The organism is Caulobacter sp. UNC279MFTsu5.1 (genome assembly GCF_900114015.1).
Classification (GTDB): Bacteria; Pseudomonadota; Alphaproteobacteria; order Caulobacterales; family Caulobacteraceae; genus Caulobacter.
Map to the genome: position 1 here is coordinate 11,718 of NZ_FORN01000018.1, position 17,203 is coordinate 28,920.

Genomic DNA, 17,203 nt, shown 5'->3' on the forward strand with positions numbered 1-17,203 from the left:
TAGACCTATGTTGGCAATCCAAAACGACATGCTTTTTAGTTGAGCTCGACTTCAGGACCGCTTGGCCCATCCTGTCGGACGGTGAAAAGCGGACTAAGCGACGATGCTTCTCCCGCCTTCGCTGAGCGCCCTATAGCCGAGCGGTCCCGGCGCCAGAGAGCGGCCGCAACCGCCTGCGTTCCTTTGACCCGCCTGAGGCCATCAAGGCGTATACTTTCGCCATGCCCTGTTGACCGTTCACATGTAGAACCGGCCGGTCCAGTTCTCATGCAGGTAATGTCTGTATTGGGTCGAAAGCGGGCACGGCGCTCCCGGCCTTACCGGTGCTTCATCACGTCCTGGATCTTGATGATCGCCGGACCCATGATCACGATGAACAGCACGGGCAGGAAGAACACGATCATCGGCACGGTCAGCTTGGCCGGCAGGGCGGCGGCCTTCTTCTCGGCGGCCGACAGGCGCAGTTCGCGGTTCTCCTTGGCCATCACCCGCAGGGCCGCGCCCAGCGGGGTGCCGTAGCGCTCGGCCTGGATCATGGCGGTGACCACCGAGCGGATGCCGGGATGGTTGGTCCGCCGGGCCAGGCCCTCGTAGGCCAGGCGACGCTCGGGCAGGTAGCTGAGCTCGGCGGTCAGCAGGCTGAGCTCCTCGGCCAGCTCCATCGAGGCCGAGCCGACCTCGGCGCCGACCTTGGCGATGGCCGCCTCGATCGACATGCCGCTCTCGACGCAGATCAGCATCAGGTCCAGGGCGTCCGGGAACGCCTGGACGATCGACTCGCGGCGCTTCTGGGCGATGTTGGAGATGTAGAGGTTGGGCGCGTAGTAGCCCGCCGTCAGGGCGAAGAAGCAGGCGGCGATCTTCTGCACCGGCAACAGGCCGAAGCCGTTGACCACATAGAGGTAGAACGCCACCACCACCGCGAACACGAACGGCATCAGGAAGCGGAAGAAGTAGAAGGTCGAGACGGGCTTGGGGCCGCGGAAGCCGGCCTGGGCCAGCTTGTCGACCACCTTGGGGTCTTCCAGCAGCCTGGACAGCTGCAGGCGGTCGACGACGCTCTTGTACATGCCCTCGTCGACGTGGCGCAGCGAGCCGCCGCCCTTCTGGGACAGGGCCTCGCGCGAGCGGCGGCGCAGCTCCTCGCGGCGGTTGGCCACCGACTTCAGCCGGCCCTCCAGGCCGTTGCTGCTCATCATCGGCGAGGCCAGGGTGACGATGGTGGCGAACACCACGATGGCGATGAAGATGCTGAACAGAGTCTGCGGGTCGGTGAGCTTCTCGATCATGATCTCGCCTCCCCTAGAACTTGAAGTTGATCATCTTGCGCATCACGAAGATGCCCACGGCCATCCAGAAGCCGGCGATCATCAGCATGAAGTGGCCGCGCTGGTCGCTGAACATCGGCGCCATGTAGGTGGGCGCGGTGATCGAGATCAGGGCGATGACCCCGGGCGGCAGGCAGCCGATGATGAAGGCCGAGGCGACGGCCTCGGCCGACAGGGCCTTGATCTTCTCGGCCATCAGCTTGCGGGCCCGCAGCACGGTCGACAGGTTGCCCAGGGCCTCGGCCAGGTTGCCGCCGGTCTTGGCCTGGATGGTCAGGACGATGGTGAAGAAGCGCAGCTCGTTGGTCGGCATGCGCTCGTACATGCGCTCCAGCGCCTGCTCCATCGACATGCCCATGCCGGTGTTCTCGACCAGGACGCGGAACTCGCCGGCCAGGGGCTCGGGGCACTCCTTGCCGATGATCTTCAGGCAGTCATGGACCGGCAGGCCCGACTTGATGCCGCGCACGACGATGTCGATGGCGTCGGAGAAGGCGGTCGTGAACTTCTTGGTGCGGGCCTTGGCCATCATGCCGACCACCCAGCGCGGCAGGCCGAAGCCGGCGGCGAAGGCCGCGCCCAGGGCGACAAGCGGCATCTGGCGCAGCAGCAGCAGCACCAGGCCGGCCGTCAGCCCGACCACGCCGCTGATGATCCAGAACATCCGGACATTGTCGCCCAGGCCGGCGGCGCGCAGGCGCGCGGCGACGGTCAGCGAGGCCTTCTTCTTCTTCTGGTCCTGTTCCTTCAGGGTCTTGAGGATCTGCTTGCGGCGGGCGTCGGGGGTGTTGGCCGCGGCCTTGGCGCGGGCCGCCACGGCCTGGCGGTCACCGCCGGTGATCAGCTGAGCGCGCTTGACGGTCTTGGCCGCCCCGTTGTCGCCGCCGCCGGCCAGCACGAAGCCCAGGCCCGCGATGGTGATGAAGCCCAGGACGCCGGCGAGGATGAACAGCATCGCCTACTCCGCCGCGTCGAGGGCTTCGGCCAGCTCGCGCTCCAGGCCGTAATAGCGGGCGCGGTCCCAGAAGCGCGGACGGCCGATGCCGGTCGAGCGGTGCTTGCCCAGCACCTTGCCCTCGGCGTCCTCGCCGTTGATCTCGTAGACGAACAGGTCCTGGGTGACGATCACGTCGCCTTCCAGCCCCACCACCTCGGTGATGTGGGTGATGCGGCGCGAGCCGTCGCGCAGGCGGGCGGCCTGGACGATGACGTCGACCGAGCCGACGATCATCTCCTTGATGGTCTTGGAGGGCAGGCCGTAGCCGCCCATGGTGATCATGCTCTCGATCCGGCTGATCGCCTCGCGCGGGCTGTTGGCGTGCAGCGTGCCCATCGAGCCGTCGTGGCCGGTGTTCATGGCCTGCAGCAGGTCGAAGGCCTCCGGGCCGCGGACTTCGCCGACGATGATCCGCTCGGGGCGCATCCGCAGGCAGTTCTTGACCAGGTCGCGCATGGTCACCGCGCCCTGGCCTTCCAGGTTGGGCGGCCGGGTTTCCAGGCGCACCACGTGCGGCTGCTGCAGCTGCAGTTCGGCCGCGTCCTCGCAGGTCACCACCCGCTCGGTGGGGTCGATGAAGGCGGTCATGGTGTTGAGCAGGGTGGTCTTGCCCGAACCGGTGCCGCCCGAGATGACGATGTTGCAGCGGCAGGCGCCGATCACGCCCAGCACCCGCGCCCCTTCCGGGCTGATCGACGCGTAGTCGACCAGGTTCTTCATCGTCAGCTTGTCCTTCTTGAACTTCCGGATGGTCAGGGTGGGACCGTCCAGCGCCAAGGGCGGGGCGATGACGTTGACGCGGCTGCCGTCGGGCAGGCGGGCGTCGCAGATCGGCGAGCTTTCGTCGACCCGACGGCCGACCTGGCTGACGATCCGCTGGCAGATGTTCATCAGCTGCAGATTGTCGCGGAAGCGGACATTGGTCAGCTGGACCTTGCCGCCCACTTCGATGAACACCCGGTGGGCGCCGTTGACCATGATGTCGGCGATGTCGTCGCGGGCCAGCAGGGGCTCCAGCGGGCCGTAGCCGAGGACGTCGTTGATGATGTCCTGGACCAGGTGCTCCTGCTCGGACACCGACATCGAGACGTTCTTGATCGCCACCAGCTCGGCGACGATGTCGCGGATCTCCTCGGCCGCCGCCTTCAGGTCCAGCTGGGCCAGCTGGGAAAGGTCGATGGTGTTGAGCAGGGCGTTGAAGATCGTGGTCTTGGTGGCGTGGTAGTAGTCGCTCTGCTCGCGGACCACCTGGGTGGTCGGCGGCGCGCCCTGGGCGGCGCGCAGCTGCTCCAGGCCGTTGGTGGCCTTGGGGCCGGCGGCCTTGGCCGGAGCGGGCGTCGCCAGGGCCGGCCCGGCCCCCTGGGCGGCGGGCGCGCCGGATTCGTTGGCGGCGGGCTCGACGCGCTGCGGACGCGTGGCGATGGCCGGCGCGCCGGTCGAGACGGGCGGCGGCGCCTGCTCCGTGCGGATGGCGGCCTGATCGCGCTTGCCGAACATGCCCCTACTTCTTCTTGAACAGGCTGGAGAGGACCGAGGTCTTCTGGACCGCCGGCGGTTCGCGGCGGCTGATCAGCCGCGCCAGGTGGTCGATGCCCTCGGCCGCCTTCGACTTGGGGGCCACCTCGGCGACCATCTGGCCGTTGTTGGCGGCCTGGCCGAAGGGCTTGGGATCGAACGGCAGCACCAGGGACGGCGTCAGGCCCAGGGCCTCGCCGAAGTCCTTGACCGGAATCTCGGGACGGCCAGGCACGCCCACCTGGTTCAGCACCAGGCGCGGCGGGGCGTCGTTCGGGCGCGCGGCCCGAACCAGGTCGACGATGTTCTTGGCGTTGCGCAGCGAAGCCAGGTCGGGCGTGGCCACCACGACCAGGTCATCGCTGGCGATCAGCACCCGGCGGGTCCAGGCGCTCCAGCTGTGCGGCAGGTCCAGCACCACGAAGGGCGCGGCGCCACGGATCTTCTGGGTGACCTCCTCGAAGGCGTCGGCCGGGATCTCGTAGTCCTGGTCCAGGGCGCCGGGCGCGGCGAACAGCGACAGGCGGTCGCCGCAGCGGACCATCATCCGGTCCATCAGCACCGGGTCCAGGCGGTCGGGCTGGGTCAGGGCGTCGAGCACGCCCTGCAGCGGATCCTGGTTGAAGTCGAGGCCGGCGGTGCCGAACGGCAGGTCCAGGTCGACCATCACCGTGGCGGCCTGCACGCGCTCGGCCATCGACCAGGCGAAGTTGTGGGCCAGGGTCGAGGACCCGACGCCGCCCTTGGCGCCGACGAAGGCGATCTGCCGGCCGACGAACGGCGCGGAGGGATCGGCATAGAGGCTGGAGACCGCGCGGATGATCTGCAGCGGCCCCTGGGGCTGGGTGATGTACTCGCTGACCCCGCGCCGCATCAGCTCGCGGTAGAGGGCGATGTCGTTGGTCTGGCCGATGACCACGACCTTGGTGCCCGGGTCGCAGACCTGGGCTAGGCCGTCCAGCAGGGCCAGCATGCGCGGCGCGGCGTCCAGGCTCTCGACCAGCACCAGCGAGGGAGTCGACTGGTTCTGGTAATAGGCCACGGCCGCCTCCAGTCCGCCGGGCTGGGCGATGGTCGAGGCGCGGGCCATCCGGCGGTCGGCCGCGGCGGCCTCGACCAGGGCGACGGTCTCGGGCCGGGCGCAGAAGGCGTGGATGGTGATGCGCGGCACGGCCGCCTCGCCCATGTCGGCGTCGGCGGCGGCGAGCACCTCCTGCACCAGGGCCTGGGTGGTGCCGACCGGATGGGCGACGGGCGCGACCGGCTCGGCCGCTTCGATCGGCACGGCCCGGGTCGCCGCGGGAGCGGCCGGCGGGGCGGCGAGCGCGGCGGCGGCCGGCGGCTTGGGCATGTACGGCTCGGCCGGCGGCGGCAGGTCCGCGAACGGCGCGGAGACGGTTTCGCCGGGCCGCACGGGCGGGAAATCGGCGAACGGGTCGTCGGCGCTCGAACGCGCCGGCGGCGCGCCGCGCCACGGGTCGCTCCCCGGGGACATACCGGGCGCGGCGAAGTCGTCGTCGGCCTCGAAGCCCAGGTCGAAGGGGTCGTGATCGTTGCGCGGGGCCATCAGTTGACCGCCTTCGAGATGACGCCGTTGGACTGCTCGTCCTTGGCCGACGAGGTGACCTCGCCCTTGCGGTACTTGTCGAGCACGGTCGCGCGACGCCCGGAGTCGATCGGCGTCTCGGCGCGCGGACCCAGCAGATCCTCGGGATTGGCCACCTGGGCGGCGATGTTGGCGGTCACCGCGCAGCCGAAGTTCTCGTAGGCGGCGTTGTTGCGGGTGGCGGTGATGTTCTCCCAGCCGCCGCACTGCGGGACGTGGGCGGTGTAGCGCAGGAAGCCGACCTTCAGCGGCGCGCCCGGCGCGCCCCCGGCGTCATAGCCCGTCACCCGGACCTTGGCGGCCGGCGCGCCCATGGCGACCAGCCGCTGGCGGGCGGCCGCGGCCATGCGGCCGGCGATCTCGCCCCTGGCGCCGCCGGTCGGGGCGTTGACCACGATCTCGCGCGCCTCGGCGGCCAGCCAGCGGCCGAGCAGTTGGTCCAGGGCCTGGTTCTGGGCGGCCGACAGCCCCTCGGCGTGAAGGGCCAGCAGCACCTCGTCCGGACGGGAGTCGACATGGACCCGGTCTTCCCATTGCTGGGAGTCGGTGCGTGGCAGGGCGGCCGTATCCGGACCGGCGCCCGACGAGGCGCAGGCCGTCAGCAGCGCCAGGACCAGGCCGCCGGCCGTCAGCTTCATCAAGGTCGTCTGGAGCAAATGGGGATGGGGTCGCGTCATGTCCGCGTTCTCACTCGATCACATAGCCGACGGGGCCCTGGTAGGCGCGCCCGCTGTTCGCGCCGTCCGGCGCCTTGACCACCTTGTTGAGCCGGCCCAGCAGGACCGTGCCCATGTCGCTCGCCGTCTGCAGGCCGTCGGCCGGGGTCTGCAGGTTCTGCGGCTTGGTCGGGTCGACGATGTAGGGGGTGATGATCACCACCAGCTCGGTCTCGCCGTTCAGATAGTCGCGCGAGCGGAACAGCGAACCGAGGATCGGCAGGTTGGTCATGCCCGGCAGCGCGTCGATGTTCTGCTTGCTGGTCTGCTGCAGCAGGCCGGCGATCATCAGCGAACCGCCCGACGGCAGCTCGACCGTGGTCTCGGCTCGCCGGACCGTCAGGCCCGGCACGCTCAGATTGGTGCCGCCCGTGCTGCTGGCCAAAGTGAAGGCGCCGAGGCTGGTCAGCTCCGACACCTCGGTCGACAGCTTCAGCGAGATGCGGCCGCCCGACATCACCACCGGCGTATAGCCCAGGCCCACGCCGTACGGCTTGAACTCCAGCGAGACCCGACCGGAGATGTCCTGGGAGACCGGGATCGGGAATTCGCCGCCGACCAGGAACTTGCCGGATTCGCCCGACACCACGGTCAGGTTGGGCTCGGCCAGGGTGCGCAGCAGCCCCACCCGCTCGAAGGCCTGGACCATGGCGCTGGCCGAGTTGAGGCCGTCGCTGCCGATGCGGTCGACGCCCACGCAGTTGCCGATGTTGGAGCCGTTGACCACGGTGCTGTTGGTGCATTGGGCCGGCGCCGCGGCGATCGGCTGCTTGGTGGTGTCCAGCTTGTAACCGCCGGTCACGCCGCCGAGGAGCGCGCCGTTGACGCCGAAGGTCGGGCTCATGCCGAATGAATATTGCGCCCCGCCCAGTTGGCCCAGCACCGCGCCGGTGTTGAAGCCCAGCTGCTTGATGATGTTGCGCTGGACCTCGACGATGCGGACCTTGAGCATCACCTGGTCCTTGCCGGCGATGGTCAGCATGTTCAGCACGTTGTCGGGCTTGTCGACGAACTTGCTGGCGATCTGCGAGGCCATGCCCGCCTCGCCGGTGTTGGCCACCGCGCCGGTCAGGATCACGCTGTCGCGGATCGCCTGCACCTGGATGTTGGCGTTGGGCAGAACGCGCCGCAGGGTCTCTTCCAGCGCGGTGGAGTCCTGCTCGACCCGGATGGCCAGGCTGAGGATCTTGCGGCCCGAGGCGTCGAAGAACACCGCGTCGGTCGCCCCCAGGGCCATGCCCAGCACATAGATGCGGCGCGGGCCGCGCAGCACCGCGTCGGCCACGGCAGGATTGGTCACCAGCATGTCGCGCACGTCGACCGGCAGCTCGATGATCGCCGACTTGCCGCGCGACAGGACCAGGCTCTGGGCGCCCGTAGTGGTGAGGTCGATGCGCAGGACCTGGTCGGCGGGCGGGGCCAGGGTCGGCGTCTCGATCGGGCGCGACGCGACGCGAGCCGGCGTCCGGTAGAGATGGGTGCCGGCCGCCGGGCCGTCGGCCAGGGCGGCGGTCGACGACGCCAGGGCCAGGACGGCCGCGAGCGAGGCGGAGAGGAGCCGGCGGATCATGGGCGGACCGAGATGCTGGAGGTCTGGCCGCCGCGGTTGATGCGGACGACGGCGGAATCTTGCGAAGCGGCCGCGAGGCCGGAGGGGCCGCCCAGGTCGGTGTAGGCGCGCAGGGTCAGGGTCACCGGGCCGCCGGCCTTGGCCCGGGTCAGGGCCTCGGCCTCGACCGGGCCGACCTCGAGGGTGGCGGTGGAGGCGACGATGGTCTTGGCGTCCTTCTCGGCCGCCGTGCTCTGGTCCAGGGCCAGCACGCGCACGTTCTGGACGACGGTCTCGGCGACGGTCTGCTTGATCGCCCCGCCATCGCCCTCGCCGAAGCTCTGCGCCTCGCGGGTCTGGATGACGTCGACCCGGTCGCCGGGCAGGATGAAGCCGCCGACCGCGGTTTCGGAGGTGACTGGCACGGCCATGGCGCGCTTGCCGGGTCCCAGGACCACCGACAGGTAGCCGCCTTCGCCGCCACGGACGATCTTGCGGGCGGTGATGGGTTCGCCGGCCAGGATCGGGTCGCGCACGATCGCGCCCTCGACGGCCTTTTCAGGGGTGACGCCGCCGATCATCGTCCCCGCCGCGTCGCCGACCGCCTTGGCGGCCTTGGCGGTCGCCTTGGTTGGGACGGGATCGGCCGCGCCGTTGGTGATGAAGGCGGCGTTGACGGTGTCGGACGGCCAGGGCTGCCAGTCGACGTCGCCGGCGGTCAGGCGGTCGCCGATGGCCAGGTCGCGCTTGGCGACCAGGACCTGGGTCATGGGCTTGGTCGACGGGGCGGCGGCCTGGGCGATCGGCGCGGGCGCGGGCTTGCCGCCCATCGCCTTCTGCATGACCACGGCCAGGCCGATGGCCGCGACGGCGGCGACCAGGACGATCATGACGCGAAGAGGATTCATGCGGTCGGGCTCTGGCGACGGAGATACAGGCGGGGGCGAGCCGCCTTCAGGCGATCACGCACGAATCGTCGAACAGCCTTTCTGGCCGCCTCTCATGCTCGCGCGGCCATGGTTAACAGCGGCTAAAGGCGCCGGTCCGAAAAGCGGGGCGGCGGCGTGACAGGCTGACGCGGGCGCCAGAAGCCCGAGACAGGCTCGCCCCTAGCCGCCGACGGCCAGGGCCAGCGCGCCTTGCGGGAAGGCCGCCAGGGCTCCAACCGCGATGGCCACGCCATAGGGAATGTCGCCGCCCTGGGCGCCGAGCTTGCGGAGCCAGGCGGGGCTGCCGGCCAGCACCGGCTCGAACCAGCCCGAGCGCAGGCCGAGGATGCCCAGGGTCAGGGCGCCGCCGGCCATGCCGGTGACCAGCATGAACGGCAGGGCGGCGGGCCAGCCCAGCCACAGGACGGCCGCCGCGAACAGCTTGGCGTCGCCGCCGCCGATCCAGCCGGCCGCGAACATCCCCATCCCGACCAGCAGGGCGACCAGGCCGGCGGCCAGGCACAGTCCCATGGTCGCGAGGGAGGCCCCGCTGAACAGCGCGACCGGCGCGAAGGCGACGATCAGGGCCAGGGAGATCCAGTTGGGGATCGTGTAGCTGGTGACGTCCTTCAGCGCGGCCACGACGACCAGCGCGGGAAAGATGAGCAGCAGAGCGAACTGAAAGGTCTGCATGGCGGCCTTGCGTGTTCCAACGGCGGCAATCTGCGCCCGATCCGATGAAGCAATGGTTGCCGTCCCGCATTTTCCACCGGCCGGCGGTCCGGGACTCCGGGGTGACGGACATGAAAAAGGGCCCCGGCGTTTCCGCCGAGGCCCTCTTTTTTTTCGAGCGTCAGAGCGTCTTAGGTCGCGCTGTTCGCGGTCGTCACCGTGGTGTTCACCTTGGCGAAGGTCGCCTTCAGGCTGCCGCCGAGGGTGGTGACGATGGTGGCGATCACGACGGCGATCAGGGCGACGATCAGGCCGTACTCGATGGCGGTCGCGCCGGATTCATCTTTCAGGAAGCGGGTGACGAACTTCGACATGGTGGATCTCCTGGTCAGTAAGTGGATCTGGGCTCCAAGCCGTGTCGACTTGCTCACCCCCGAAAACACGATCAATTTCGCCCACCTCACTTAATGCCCAGTAAACAGCCAATGGTTTCCGCGATTTTTTCATTGGTTTATTTTAGTTTACCATTATTTCTTCTTAACTATATGATGCAGAAAGGGGCAAAAACTCCTTATGCGACAACATGTTCTCAAGTGTCGGAAAGAATACACAAGTAGCCAGCTTAGTTCTTTATTGACCATTCCCGGGCATGCTGGCGGCGTACAAAGCCTGGGAAGACACCTTCATGCGCCGCCTGACTCTCGTCCTCTGCGCCGGTCTGAGCCTCTCCGTCGCCACCGTCGCCGCCGCCGGCAGCCCGTCCGCCCCGCTATCGGTCAGCGCCGGCGCCGCCGCGCGCATCGTGCTGGGCGCGCCGGTGCGCGACATCGTGGTGGGCGATCCGACCGTGGCCGACGTCAGCCTGGTCAACGAGCGGACGCTGGTGGTCATGGGCAAGAAGGCCGGCGCCACCACCATCCTGGCCTTCGACGCCCACGGCCGCGCCCTGGCCGACCGCGACGTCGTGGTCTCCAACGTTCCCACCCAGGCCGTCGTCGTTCAGCGCGGCGTCAACGCCGCGACCTATGCCTGCGGCGAGCGCTGCTCGTTGCTGGGCGGCGCGACCGCCCCGGCGGAGCCCGCCGCGGCGACCGCCGCGGCCGCCGCCCTGCCCACGCCCTGAAGCCGGCTCGCCGCGTGATCGCGCGAGCCTAAACCCCTGATTAGGGACGCGCGGCCTAGATTGCGTCGCCTGCCGTTCCCAGAAGGCGCTGACGCGGACGCCGCCATGGCCGATCGAGCCCGACACCATCGCCAACTCCTGGCCCGTCTGGGCCTGCTGCGCCGCTTCGCCCAGGCCGACGGCGGCGCGGCGGCGATCGAGTTCGCCTTCGTCGCCATTCCCTTCCTGGTCCTGGTGTTCGCGATCATCGAACTGGGCCTCACCTTCCTGGTGTCGATGAGCCTGGAGAACGCCCTGGCCGACGTCGACCGCACGATCCGCACCGGGGCCCTGCAGACCAGCGGCGGCGACGCCACGACGTTCCGCGACGCGGTGTGCGGCAAGATGTCCTGGCTGGGCGGCTCGTGCGCCTCGTCGATCACCCTCGACGTCCGCGTCCTGCCTTCGTTCGCCCAGACCAACAACCTGCCCGCGCCCACGGGCGGCAAGACTTGCTTCGATCCCGGCGGCCCCGGCTCGATCGTTCTGGTGCGCGGCTACTACAAGTGGCCGCTGATCACCCCGCTGCTGCAGGAGGCGGTCGGCGGCGCGTCCGGTGAGCGCCAGGTGACGTTCGCGGCGGTGTTCGCCAACGAGCCCTATTCCGAGACCCCGGTGGCGATCAAATGCACATGACCCGCCGCCTTTCCCGGTTCTGGCGCGATCGCCGCGGCGTCTCGGCCGTCGAGTTCGCCCTGATCGCCCCGGTGCTGATCCTCTTCTATTTCGGCATGGCCGAGCTGACCGAGGCCATGATGGCCCAGCGGCGCCTGAGCCACCTGACCTCGTCGATCGGCGACGTGGTGGCCCGCGACCAGAAACTGACCGACGCGCGGGTGGCCGACCTGTTCAGCGTCGGCCAGGTGCTGATGTCGCCGTTCCCGGCCTCGAGCCTGCGGATGTGCCTGGTCAGCATCGCCTCCGACGCCCAGGGCAAGGATGTGGTCGTATGGTCGGAAAAGTCGAACGCGCCGCTGAACTGCCCCTCGGCCGGCGCCGTGGTCGACATTCCGGTCAGCGTGCTGCCGGCCGGCCAGAGCGTGATCATGAGCAAGGCCAGCTACGAGTACAACTCGATGTTCAAGGCCGTCATCCCCCAGACCCTGACCTTCCGCCGCACCTACTATCTGAAGCCCCGCCTCTCCGAGCAGGTGACGCGCTCTAAGACCTGACGGGGTCGCGCAACGCCTCGCCCAGACGCTCGACCAGCGCGTGGGGGCCGAAGGTCTCGCCCTCGAAGCGTCGCGCCGGCCGCACGCCGATCAGGCTGTTGGTCACGAACACCGCCTCGGCCGCGTCCAGGGCCTCGGCGCTGCTGGCCACCTCGTGGACCTCGACGTCCAGTTCGCGCGCCGCCGCCATCACCCGCCGGCGGGCCAGGCCGTCCAGCACGCCGCAATGCAGGGCCGGGGTGAACAGCGAACCGCCCGCCACCCAGAACAGGTTGGCCGCCCCGGCGCAGGCCAGGTCGCCGCGATTGTTGCGCATCACCGCCTCGTCGGCGCCGGCGGCCCGGGCCTCGGCGCGGGCCAGGACGTTGTCGACATAGGACAGGGTCTTCAGCCGGGACGCGGGCGAGCCCTCGTTGCGGCGGGTCCTGGCCAGAACCAGGTCGACCGGGGTGGCGACCACCGGCGCGGCCGCCGCCGTCGCCGCCAGGCGCGGGACCGGAGCGACCGGACGATCCAGCCCCCGGCCGCCGGAGCCGGCCGTCAGGGTCAGGCGTACGGCGGTGCGGACCTCGCCCAGCCCGGCCTCGCCCGGCGCGGCCAGGCACAGCGCGCGGGCCTGGTCCTGATCGAAGACCGGCAGGCCCAGGGTCTCGCAGCCGGCCGCCATCCGGGCCAGGTGGGCGTCCAGATGCGGCAGGCCGCCGCCGGTCCACAGCATCGTCTCGAACAGGCCGTCGCCCAGCAGCAGGCCGCGATCATCCAAGGGAAAGGCTGTCATCCGCGGGGCGGCTCCATCAGGGCCCGTCGCAGGGCGGCGAACTTGGCTTCGGTCTCCAGGCGCTCGGCGTGGGGGTCGCTGTCGGCGACGATGCCGGCCCCGGCCCTGGCTTCCAAACGCCAGCCTTCCCGATCTTGTTCAAGGCCGACGGTGCGGATCAGCACGCTGGACTCCAGCGCCCCGTCGAACCCGGCCCAGAACAGCGAGCCGCAATAGGGGCCGCGCGGGGTCTCCAGCTGGGCGATCACCTTCATGGCCTGGACCTTGGGCGCGCCGGTGATCGAGCCGGGCGGGAAGGCCGCGCGCAGCAGGTCGGCCGGCCCCAGGCCGGGTCCCAGTCGGCCGGTCACGGTCGAGACCAGGTGATGGACGTTGGCGAAGGTCTCGACCTTGAACAGCTCGGGAACCGCGACGCTGCCGGGGGGGCTGACCCGCGCCAGGTCGTTGCGCATCAGGTCGACGATCATCAGGTTCTCGGCCCGGTCCTTGGCGCTGGCCGACAGCTCGGCGATCAGCCGAGCGTCCTCGGCCTGGTCGGCGCCGCGCGGACGGGTGCCCTTGATCGGCCGGGTCTCGATCGCCAGGTCGTCGCCCGACACCTTCAGGAACCGCTCGGGCGAGTTGGACACCAGGGCCCGGCCCGGCAGGCGCAGATAGGCCGAGAACGGCGCGGGGCTGTCGGCGCGCAGGCGGGCGAACAGGTCGAACGGATGGGCGCCGGCCGCCAGCCGCCCGGTCCACGCGCGGGCGATATTGGCCTGGAAGATCTCGCCGCCGACGATGCGCTCGACCACCTCGGCCACCGCCGCCTCGTAGGCTTCGCCGTCGCTGGCGCTCAGGCCCTCGCACAGCGGACCGTCGTGCAGCGCCGGCGCCGGGCCGTCCAGCCAGCCCAGGGCCGACTCGGCGCGGGCCCGGGCGAAGCCTTGCGAGCCGCCGCGGCCGATCGCCAGCACCCGGCGCTGCAGGTGGTCGAAGGCCAGCAGGGCCGGATAGCGGGCGCAGGCCAGGTCCGGCCAGCCGGTGCGCGGCAGGTCCAGGCGCTCGACCCGGTCGCCCAGCTCGTAGGCGGCCAGGCCCACGACGCCGCCCTGGAACGGCGGGCCGTCGGGGTCCACGCCCTGGGGCGGCCCGACCAGCTCGGCCAGGGCCGCGAAGGGGTCGCGCGGGTCGGCGGCGTCCAGGGCCAGCGTGGCGTCCGGCTCGCGCAGCAGGTAGGACCACCGCCCGGCCTGGCCGCCGGAGATCATCGCGCAGGCGAAGGGCTCGTCCCGCCACGGGGCCGCGGCCCAGACCGGGTCGCGCCAGGGGGCGCTGATGAGGACGACGTGACGCATCGGCGGGTGATACCGCCCCCGGCGTCCCAAGGCTACCGGATCAGCCCTCCGGGTCGCCGCCCCGGACCAGGAACAGGCCGCAGAATCCCAGCAGCAGCAGGGCGGCGACCGGCAGGAAGCCGCCGACCTGGCTCTTGAAGATCGCCGTCGCTACGGCCACCAGCAGCGAGCCCAGCCACATCGTGGCGGTTCCCGACAGGGCGTAGAGGCCGAAGAAGGCGGCGGTCTTGTCGGGCGGGCACAGGCGGATCAGCAGGGTGCGGCTCGACGCGTACTGGGCGGTGACGAACACCGCGATCAGCAGGCCCAGGCCCAGATAGATCAGCTCCGGCGCGGTGCGGAACAGCGGCCCGTTCCAGATCGGCGCGTGGGCCGCCGGGTCGTAGGACCAGAAGTACAGGATCTTCTCGCGGCCCATGCCCAGGGTGGCGACCAGCACCGCCAGCGAGCCGGCGATCTCCAGCTGCACGGCCTTGCGCGGGCCCAGGACGCGGTCGAACCACGGCGCGACCAGGCCGCCGATCACCCCGAAGACGCTCAGCGAAATGCCGTAGGCCAGCATCTCCAGCGCGCCCCACTTCATCAGGCCGGCGGCCAGCAGCCCGCCGAACACCAGGAGCGCGGTCATGCCGTCGTTGTAGAGCATGCGCGCGCCCAGGAAGAGGGCGACGTCGCGGTGGCCGCGCAGGTTGGCGAAGATGTCGCGCAGCATCGTGATCCCAGCGCGCAAGCTTTCCGTCCAGCTGCGGCCGGTGCGGGCGGCGTCGGGGGTCCACAGGAAGAACGGGATCGCGCCCAGCAGCATCACCGCCGCCGACAGGGGGCCGGAGATCCGGCTGGGCTCGTTCTTCGCCGGGTCCAGGCCGAACAGCGGCGCGTGGGGCACGCCGGGCCAGTCGACCTGGCCGGGCAGCACCATGCCCCACAGCATGAAGATCAGCAGGGCCACCGACAGGCCGTTGGCCACGGCGTATCCCAGGCCCGAGATCAGGGCGGCGCGGCCCGGGACGACCCCGGCGGCCCGGCCCAGCAGCGAATTGCTCAGCACGTCGCCCCAGTTGTAGACCAGCCCCAGCACGGTCAGCAGGGCGCTGGTGGCGATCAGCGGCAGCCCCCCGGCCGGCATGGCCCACCACAGGGCGACCAGGGCCGGGACCATCACGCCCAGCACCCCGCCCAGCATCGGCTTGCGCGGCCCGTACTGCTCGATCATCGCGCCCAGCAGCGGCGCGGTCAGGGCGGTCAGCACGCCGTAGGTCGTGGAGATGTTGGCCACCAGGGCCTGGCCCGCCACCGGATCGCCGACCAGCACCCGCGAGAAGTAGGGCGAGAAGATGTAGATGGTGATCAGGATCACATAGGGGTCGCGCGAGCCCTGCTGCAGAATCCAGGCGAGCGCGCCACGCGGCAGGCCCGACTTCGGCGGAGCGACCGGCTCGCCCCCGGCTGGGACCGCCGCGGCGGCCGAGACCTCACTCATGCTGCTCCACCCTGTTACAGGGCCGTCGTCTGACGCGGCGGCTTGGGGGAGACCGTGACTTTGAAACGAGCGTTTGTCACGAGGGGAATGCGGAGGACGCCCCCTCCGTCCGCTCTTCCTCCTCACCCGCATCGCAGGGGAGGTGGCGTCCAGCGCTTACAGCAGGATATGCGCCCGCACCGCCTCGCGGCCCTTGGCGTCCAGGCCGACCGCCTGGTCCAGGTAGCCGTCGAGCGAGCCGTAGCGCGCCTTCATCTCGGCGATCGCCGTGGCCAGGTAGTCGGCCTCGACGCCCATGGCCGCGCGCACGGCCGCGTCGGACGGGCGGCGGCCCAGCTCGGCCTCGAGCAGGTCGGCGAACTTCGGCCCGCGACGGGCGAAGCGCGCCTCGTCATTGGTCAGCAGGTAGTCGTCGACGATGTCGTCGTCGCCCACCCCGGCCACGTGGTGGGTCAGGGCGGCCAGCAGGCCCGTGCGGTCCTTGCCCGCCGCGCAGTGGACCAGCACCGGGCCGCGCGCCGCGGCCAGGGCCTGGAAGTAGCGGCGGAACAGGTCCAGGTGCCGCTCGGCGAACGGCGCGCGGCGGTAGTACTCCACGAGATAGCCGCGGATCGACGCCACCGACAGGTCCGATTCCCGCAGGAACGCATGCCAGGGGTCCTCGCCGGTCACGCCCAGGTCGTTGTCGATGACCTCGGCGGCGAAACCCTCCCAGCGCCGCGACGGATCGCGCTGGCGCTCGTTGGGCCGGCGCAGGTCGACGATGGTGCAGAGGTTCAGGTCCGCCATGGCCGCCAGGTCGTCGTCGGTGGCCTGGGCCTGGTGGGCGGCGCGGAACAGCACGCCCTTCTTCAGCCGGCCCGCGCCGGCGGCGTAGTCGCCGAAATCGCGGAAGTTCTCGACGCCTTGCAGCGGGATATGACGGGTCATGGCGCCGTGTTAGCGCCACAGGATGACGAAAGCGAGACATCCAAACACCGCTCATCCCGGCGAACGCCGGGACCCAGATGGAATGACGGTGTGGTTGACGCCAAGAGCGCTGAGCCTCTCCAACCCACCGCACCGCTACGGGATCTGGGTCCCGGCGTTCGCCGGGATGAGCGGATTGAAGAGTGAACTGCCGGGCGCCACTCTGCCCCGATGACCGACCTGCACCGCTTCCAGAGCTTCGACGGCGTCTCCATCGGCTACCGCACGCTTGGGGAAGGCTGGCCGACCCTGATGCTGCACGGCTTCCTGGCGAGCGCCGAGAGCAACTGGTTCCTGCCGGGGATCGCCGCCGCCGTGGCCGCCGCCGGCCGGCGGGTGATCGCGCCCGACCTGCGGGGCCACGGCCGCTCGGACGCCCCGGCCGATCCGGCCGCCTGGCCACGCGAGGTACTGGCCATGGACCAGGAGGCCCTGGTCGCCCACCTGAACCTGAAGGACTACGACCTGGTCGGCTATTCGCTGGGCGCGCGCACGGCGGTGCGGATGGTGGCGCGCGGGGCCCGGCCGCGGAAGCTGGTGCTGGGCGGGATGGGCGAGCGCGGGCTGATGGAGGCCGGGGCGCGGGCGGCGATGTTCGAGGACGCCATCCGCCACGGCGACGCGGCCAAGGACCCGCGCGCCGGTCGCCGAGTCCACGCGATGATGGCGGCGGGCGGGCTGAAGCCCGAGGCGATGCTGGGCGCGCTGAGCTCGTTCGTGGCGACGTCGGCGGAAGAGATCGCGGCGATCGACGCGCCGACCCTGGTCGTGGCGGGGCAGCGGGACGACGACAACGGCTCGGTCGAGGGGCTGGCGGCGATGATGGCCGACGCCCGGGCGGCGCGGGTCCCGGGGGATCACCTGAGCGCGGTGATGGAGCCGGGGCTGGCGGAGGCGATCGTCGCGTTTCTGGAAGCGCCGTAGGCCCCCCTCCGGCCCTTCGGGCCACCTCCCCCAGAGGGGGAGGATCTGGTCCGAGCCAAATGCTCCCCC

17 protein-coding genes are annotated in these 17,203 nt (G+C 70.6%); 4 read left to right on the plus strand and 13 right to left on the minus strand.

Features of this window, described 5'->3' with window-relative positions; genetic code table 11:
- Window positions 1–317 precede the first annotated feature (317 nt).
- The 9 genes from BM066_RS11955 to BM066_RS11995 all read right to left on the minus strand — a co-directional run bounded on the left by BM066_RS11955 (window position 318) and on the right by BM066_RS11995 (window position 9,686).
- A complete protein-coding gene (locus BM066_RS11955; RefSeq protein ID WP_018061992.1) occupies window positions 318–1,289 on the minus strand; it encodes a type II secretion system F family protein in 972 nt (323 codons plus the stop codon).
- 13 nt (window positions 1,290–1,302) lie between these two features.
- The gene (locus BM066_RS11960; RefSeq protein WP_018061993.1) at window positions 1,303–2,283 is read right to left on the minus strand and encodes a type II secretion system F family protein; all 981 of its coding nucleotides are present in this window, start codon (window positions 2,281–2,283) and stop codon (window positions 1,303–1,305) included.
- Window positions 2,284–2,286: 3 nt separating this feature from the next.
- A complete protein-coding gene (locus BM066_RS11965; RefSeq protein ID WP_018061994.1) occupies window positions 2,287–3,822 on the minus strand; it encodes a CpaF family protein in 1,536 nt (511 codons plus the stop codon).
- A gap of 4 nt (window positions 3,823–3,826) precedes the next feature.
- The gene (locus tag BM066_RS11970; RefSeq protein WP_018061995.1) at window positions 3,827–5,407 is read right to left on the minus strand and encodes an AAA family ATPase; all 1,581 of its coding nucleotides are present in this window, start codon (window positions 5,405–5,407) and stop codon (window positions 3,827–3,829) included.
- Window positions 5,407–6,084, minus strand: coding sequence for a CpaD family pilus assembly protein (locus BM066_RS11975; protein WP_018061996.1), 678 nt, complete (start codon window positions 6,082–6,084; stop codon window positions 5,407–5,409). The genes BM066_RS11970 and BM066_RS11975 overlap by 1 nt, the downstream gene beginning before the upstream one ends.
- A 49-nt stretch (window positions 6,085–6,133) precedes the next feature.
- The gene (locus BM066_RS11980) at window positions 6,134–7,732 is read right to left on the minus strand and encodes a type II and III secretion system protein family protein (protein ID WP_018061997.1); all 1,599 of its coding nucleotides are present in this window, start codon (window positions 7,730–7,732) and stop codon (window positions 6,134–6,136) included.
- On the minus strand, window positions 7,729–8,619 hold the full coding sequence (gene cpaB, locus BM066_RS11985; protein ID WP_018061998.1) for a Flp pilus assembly protein CpaB: 891 nt from the start codon (window positions 8,617–8,619) through the stop codon (window positions 7,729–7,731). The genes BM066_RS11980 and cpaB overlap by 4 nt, the downstream gene beginning before the upstream one ends.
- Window positions 8,620–8,820: 201 nt before the next feature.
- Window positions 8,821–9,333, minus strand: a complete 513-nt coding sequence (locus BM066_RS11990) for an A24 family peptidase (RefSeq protein WP_018061999.1) — start codon at window positions 9,331–9,333, stop codon at window positions 8,821–8,823.
- A gap of 170 nt (window positions 9,334–9,503) precedes the next feature.
- Window positions 9,504–9,686: a Flp family type IVb pilin gene (locus tag BM066_RS11995; protein WP_018062000.1), complete on the minus strand. Its 183-nt coding sequence runs from the start codon at window positions 9,684–9,686 to the stop codon at window positions 9,504–9,506.
- Window positions 9,687–9,997: 311 nt separating this feature from the next.
- On the opposite strand from BM066_RS11995, the gene BM066_RS12000 reads away from it, so the two are divergent.
- From BM066_RS12000 to BM066_RS12010, 3 genes are all read left to right on the plus strand, one after another.
- Window positions 9,998–10,435, plus strand: a complete 438-nt coding sequence (locus BM066_RS12000) for a pilus assembly protein N-terminal domain-containing protein (RefSeq protein ID WP_049801095.1) — start codon at window positions 9,998–10,000, stop codon at window positions 10,433–10,435.
- 105 nt (window positions 10,436–10,540) lie between these two features.
- A complete protein-coding gene (locus BM066_RS12005; protein WP_018062003.1) occupies window positions 10,541–11,110 on the plus strand; it encodes a TadE/TadG family type IV pilus assembly protein in 570 nt (189 codons plus the stop codon).
- Window positions 11,107–11,646 (plus strand): TadE/TadG family type IV pilus assembly protein, encoded by a 540-nt coding sequence (locus BM066_RS12010; RefSeq protein WP_018062004.1) that lies wholly within the window; start codon window positions 11,107–11,109, stop codon window positions 11,644–11,646. Before BM066_RS12005 ends, BM066_RS12010 begins: the two co-directional genes overlap by 4 nt.
- Here BM066_RS12010 and BM066_RS12015 read toward each other — a convergent pair.
- The 4 genes from BM066_RS12015 to BM066_RS12030 all read right to left on the minus strand — a co-directional run bounded on the left by BM066_RS12015 (window position 11,636) and on the right by BM066_RS12030 (window position 16,171).
- A complete protein-coding gene (locus BM066_RS12015; RefSeq protein WP_049801094.1) occupies window positions 11,636–12,424 on the minus strand; it encodes an aminotransferase class IV in 789 nt (262 codons plus the stop codon). The two genes, BM066_RS12010 and BM066_RS12015, sit on opposite strands and share 11 nt — an antisense overlap.
- On the minus strand, window positions 12,421–13,761 hold the full coding sequence (gene pabB / locus BM066_RS12020) for an aminodeoxychorismate synthase, component I (protein WP_018062006.1): 1,341 nt from the start codon (window positions 13,759–13,761) through the stop codon (window positions 12,421–12,423). The genes BM066_RS12015 and pabB overlap by 4 nt, the downstream gene beginning before the upstream one ends.
- Before the next feature lie 40 nt (window positions 13,762–13,801).
- A complete protein-coding gene (locus tag BM066_RS12025; RefSeq protein ID WP_018062007.1) occupies window positions 13,802–15,241 on the minus strand; it encodes an MFS transporter in 1,440 nt (479 codons plus the stop codon).
- 156 nt (window positions 15,242–15,397) lie between these two features.
- On the minus strand, window positions 15,398–16,171 hold the full coding sequence (locus BM066_RS12030) for a tyrosine-protein phosphatase (RefSeq protein WP_018062008.1): 774 nt from the start codon (window positions 16,169–16,171) through the stop codon (window positions 15,398–15,400).
- A gap of 210 nt (window positions 16,172–16,381) precedes the next feature.
- Here BM066_RS12030 and BM066_RS12035 point away from each other — a divergent pair, with 210 nt between their 5' ends.
- On the plus strand, window positions 16,382–17,134 hold the full coding sequence (locus BM066_RS12035; RefSeq protein WP_018062009.1) for an alpha/beta fold hydrolase: 753 nt from the start codon (window positions 16,382–16,384) through the stop codon (window positions 17,132–17,134).
- Window positions 17,135–17,203: the final 69 nt, after the last annotated feature.

Coding starts and splice junctions, on each gene's coding strand:
- BM066_RS11955 (WP_018061992.1), bottom strand. CDS start 1,289: ATGATCGAGAAGCTCACCGACCCGCAGACTCTGTTCAGCATCTTCATC.
- BM066_RS11960 (WP_018061993.1), bottom strand. CDS start 2,283: ATGCTGTTCATCCTCGCCGGCGTCCTGGGCTTCATCACCATCGCGGGC.
- BM066_RS11965 (WP_018061994.1), bottom strand. CDS start 3,822: ATGTTCGGCAAGCGCGATCAGGCCGCCATCCGCACGGAGCAGGCGCCG.
- BM066_RS11970 (WP_018061995.1), bottom strand. CDS start 5,407: ATGGCCCCGCGCAACGATCACGACCCCTTCGACCTGGGCTTCGAGGCC.
- BM066_RS11975 (WP_018061996.1), bottom strand. CDS start 6,084: ATGAAGCTGACGGCCGGCGGCCTGGTCCTGGCGCTGCTGACGGCCTGC.
- BM066_RS11980 (WP_018061997.1), bottom strand. CDS start 7,732: ATGATCCGCCGGCTCCTCTCCGCCTCGCTCGCGGCCGTCCTGGCCCTG.
- cpaB (WP_018061998.1), bottom strand. CDS start 8,619: ATGAATCCTCTTCGCGTCATGATCGTCCTGGTCGCCGCCGTCGCGGCC.
- BM066_RS11990 (WP_018061999.1), bottom strand. CDS start 9,333: ATGCAGACCTTTCAGTTCGCTCTGCTGCTCATCTTTCCCGCGCTGGTC.
- BM066_RS11995 (WP_018062000.1), bottom strand. CDS start 9,686: ATGTCGAAGTTCGTCACCCGCTTCCTGAAAGATGAATCCGGCGCGACC.
- BM066_RS12000 (WP_049801095.1), top strand. CDS start 9,998: ATGCGCCGCCTGACTCTCGTCCTCTGCGCCGGTCTGAGCCTCTCCGTC.
- BM066_RS12005 (WP_018062003.1), top strand. CDS start 10,541: ATGGCCGATCGAGCCCGACACCATCGCCAACTCCTGGCCCGTCTGGGC.
- BM066_RS12010 (WP_018062004.1), top strand. CDS start 11,107: ATGACCCGCCGCCTTTCCCGGTTCTGGCGCGATCGCCGCGGCGTCTCG.
- BM066_RS12015 (WP_049801094.1), bottom strand. CDS start 12,424: ATGACAGCCTTTCCCTTGGATGATCGCGGCCTGCTGCTGGGCGACGGC.
- pabB (WP_018062006.1), bottom strand. CDS start 13,761: ATGCGTCACGTCGTCCTCATCAGCGCCCCCTGGCGCGACCCGGTCTGG.
- BM066_RS12025 (WP_018062007.1), bottom strand. CDS start 15,241: ATGAGTGAGGTCTCGGCCGCCGCGGCGGTCCCAGCCGGGGGCGAGCCG.
- BM066_RS12030 (WP_018062008.1), bottom strand. CDS start 16,171: ATGACCCGTCATATCCCGCTGCAAGGCGTCGAGAACTTCCGCGATTTC.
- BM066_RS12035 (WP_018062009.1), top strand. CDS start 16,382: ATGACCGACCTGCACCGCTTCCAGAGCTTCGACGGCGTCTCCATCGGC.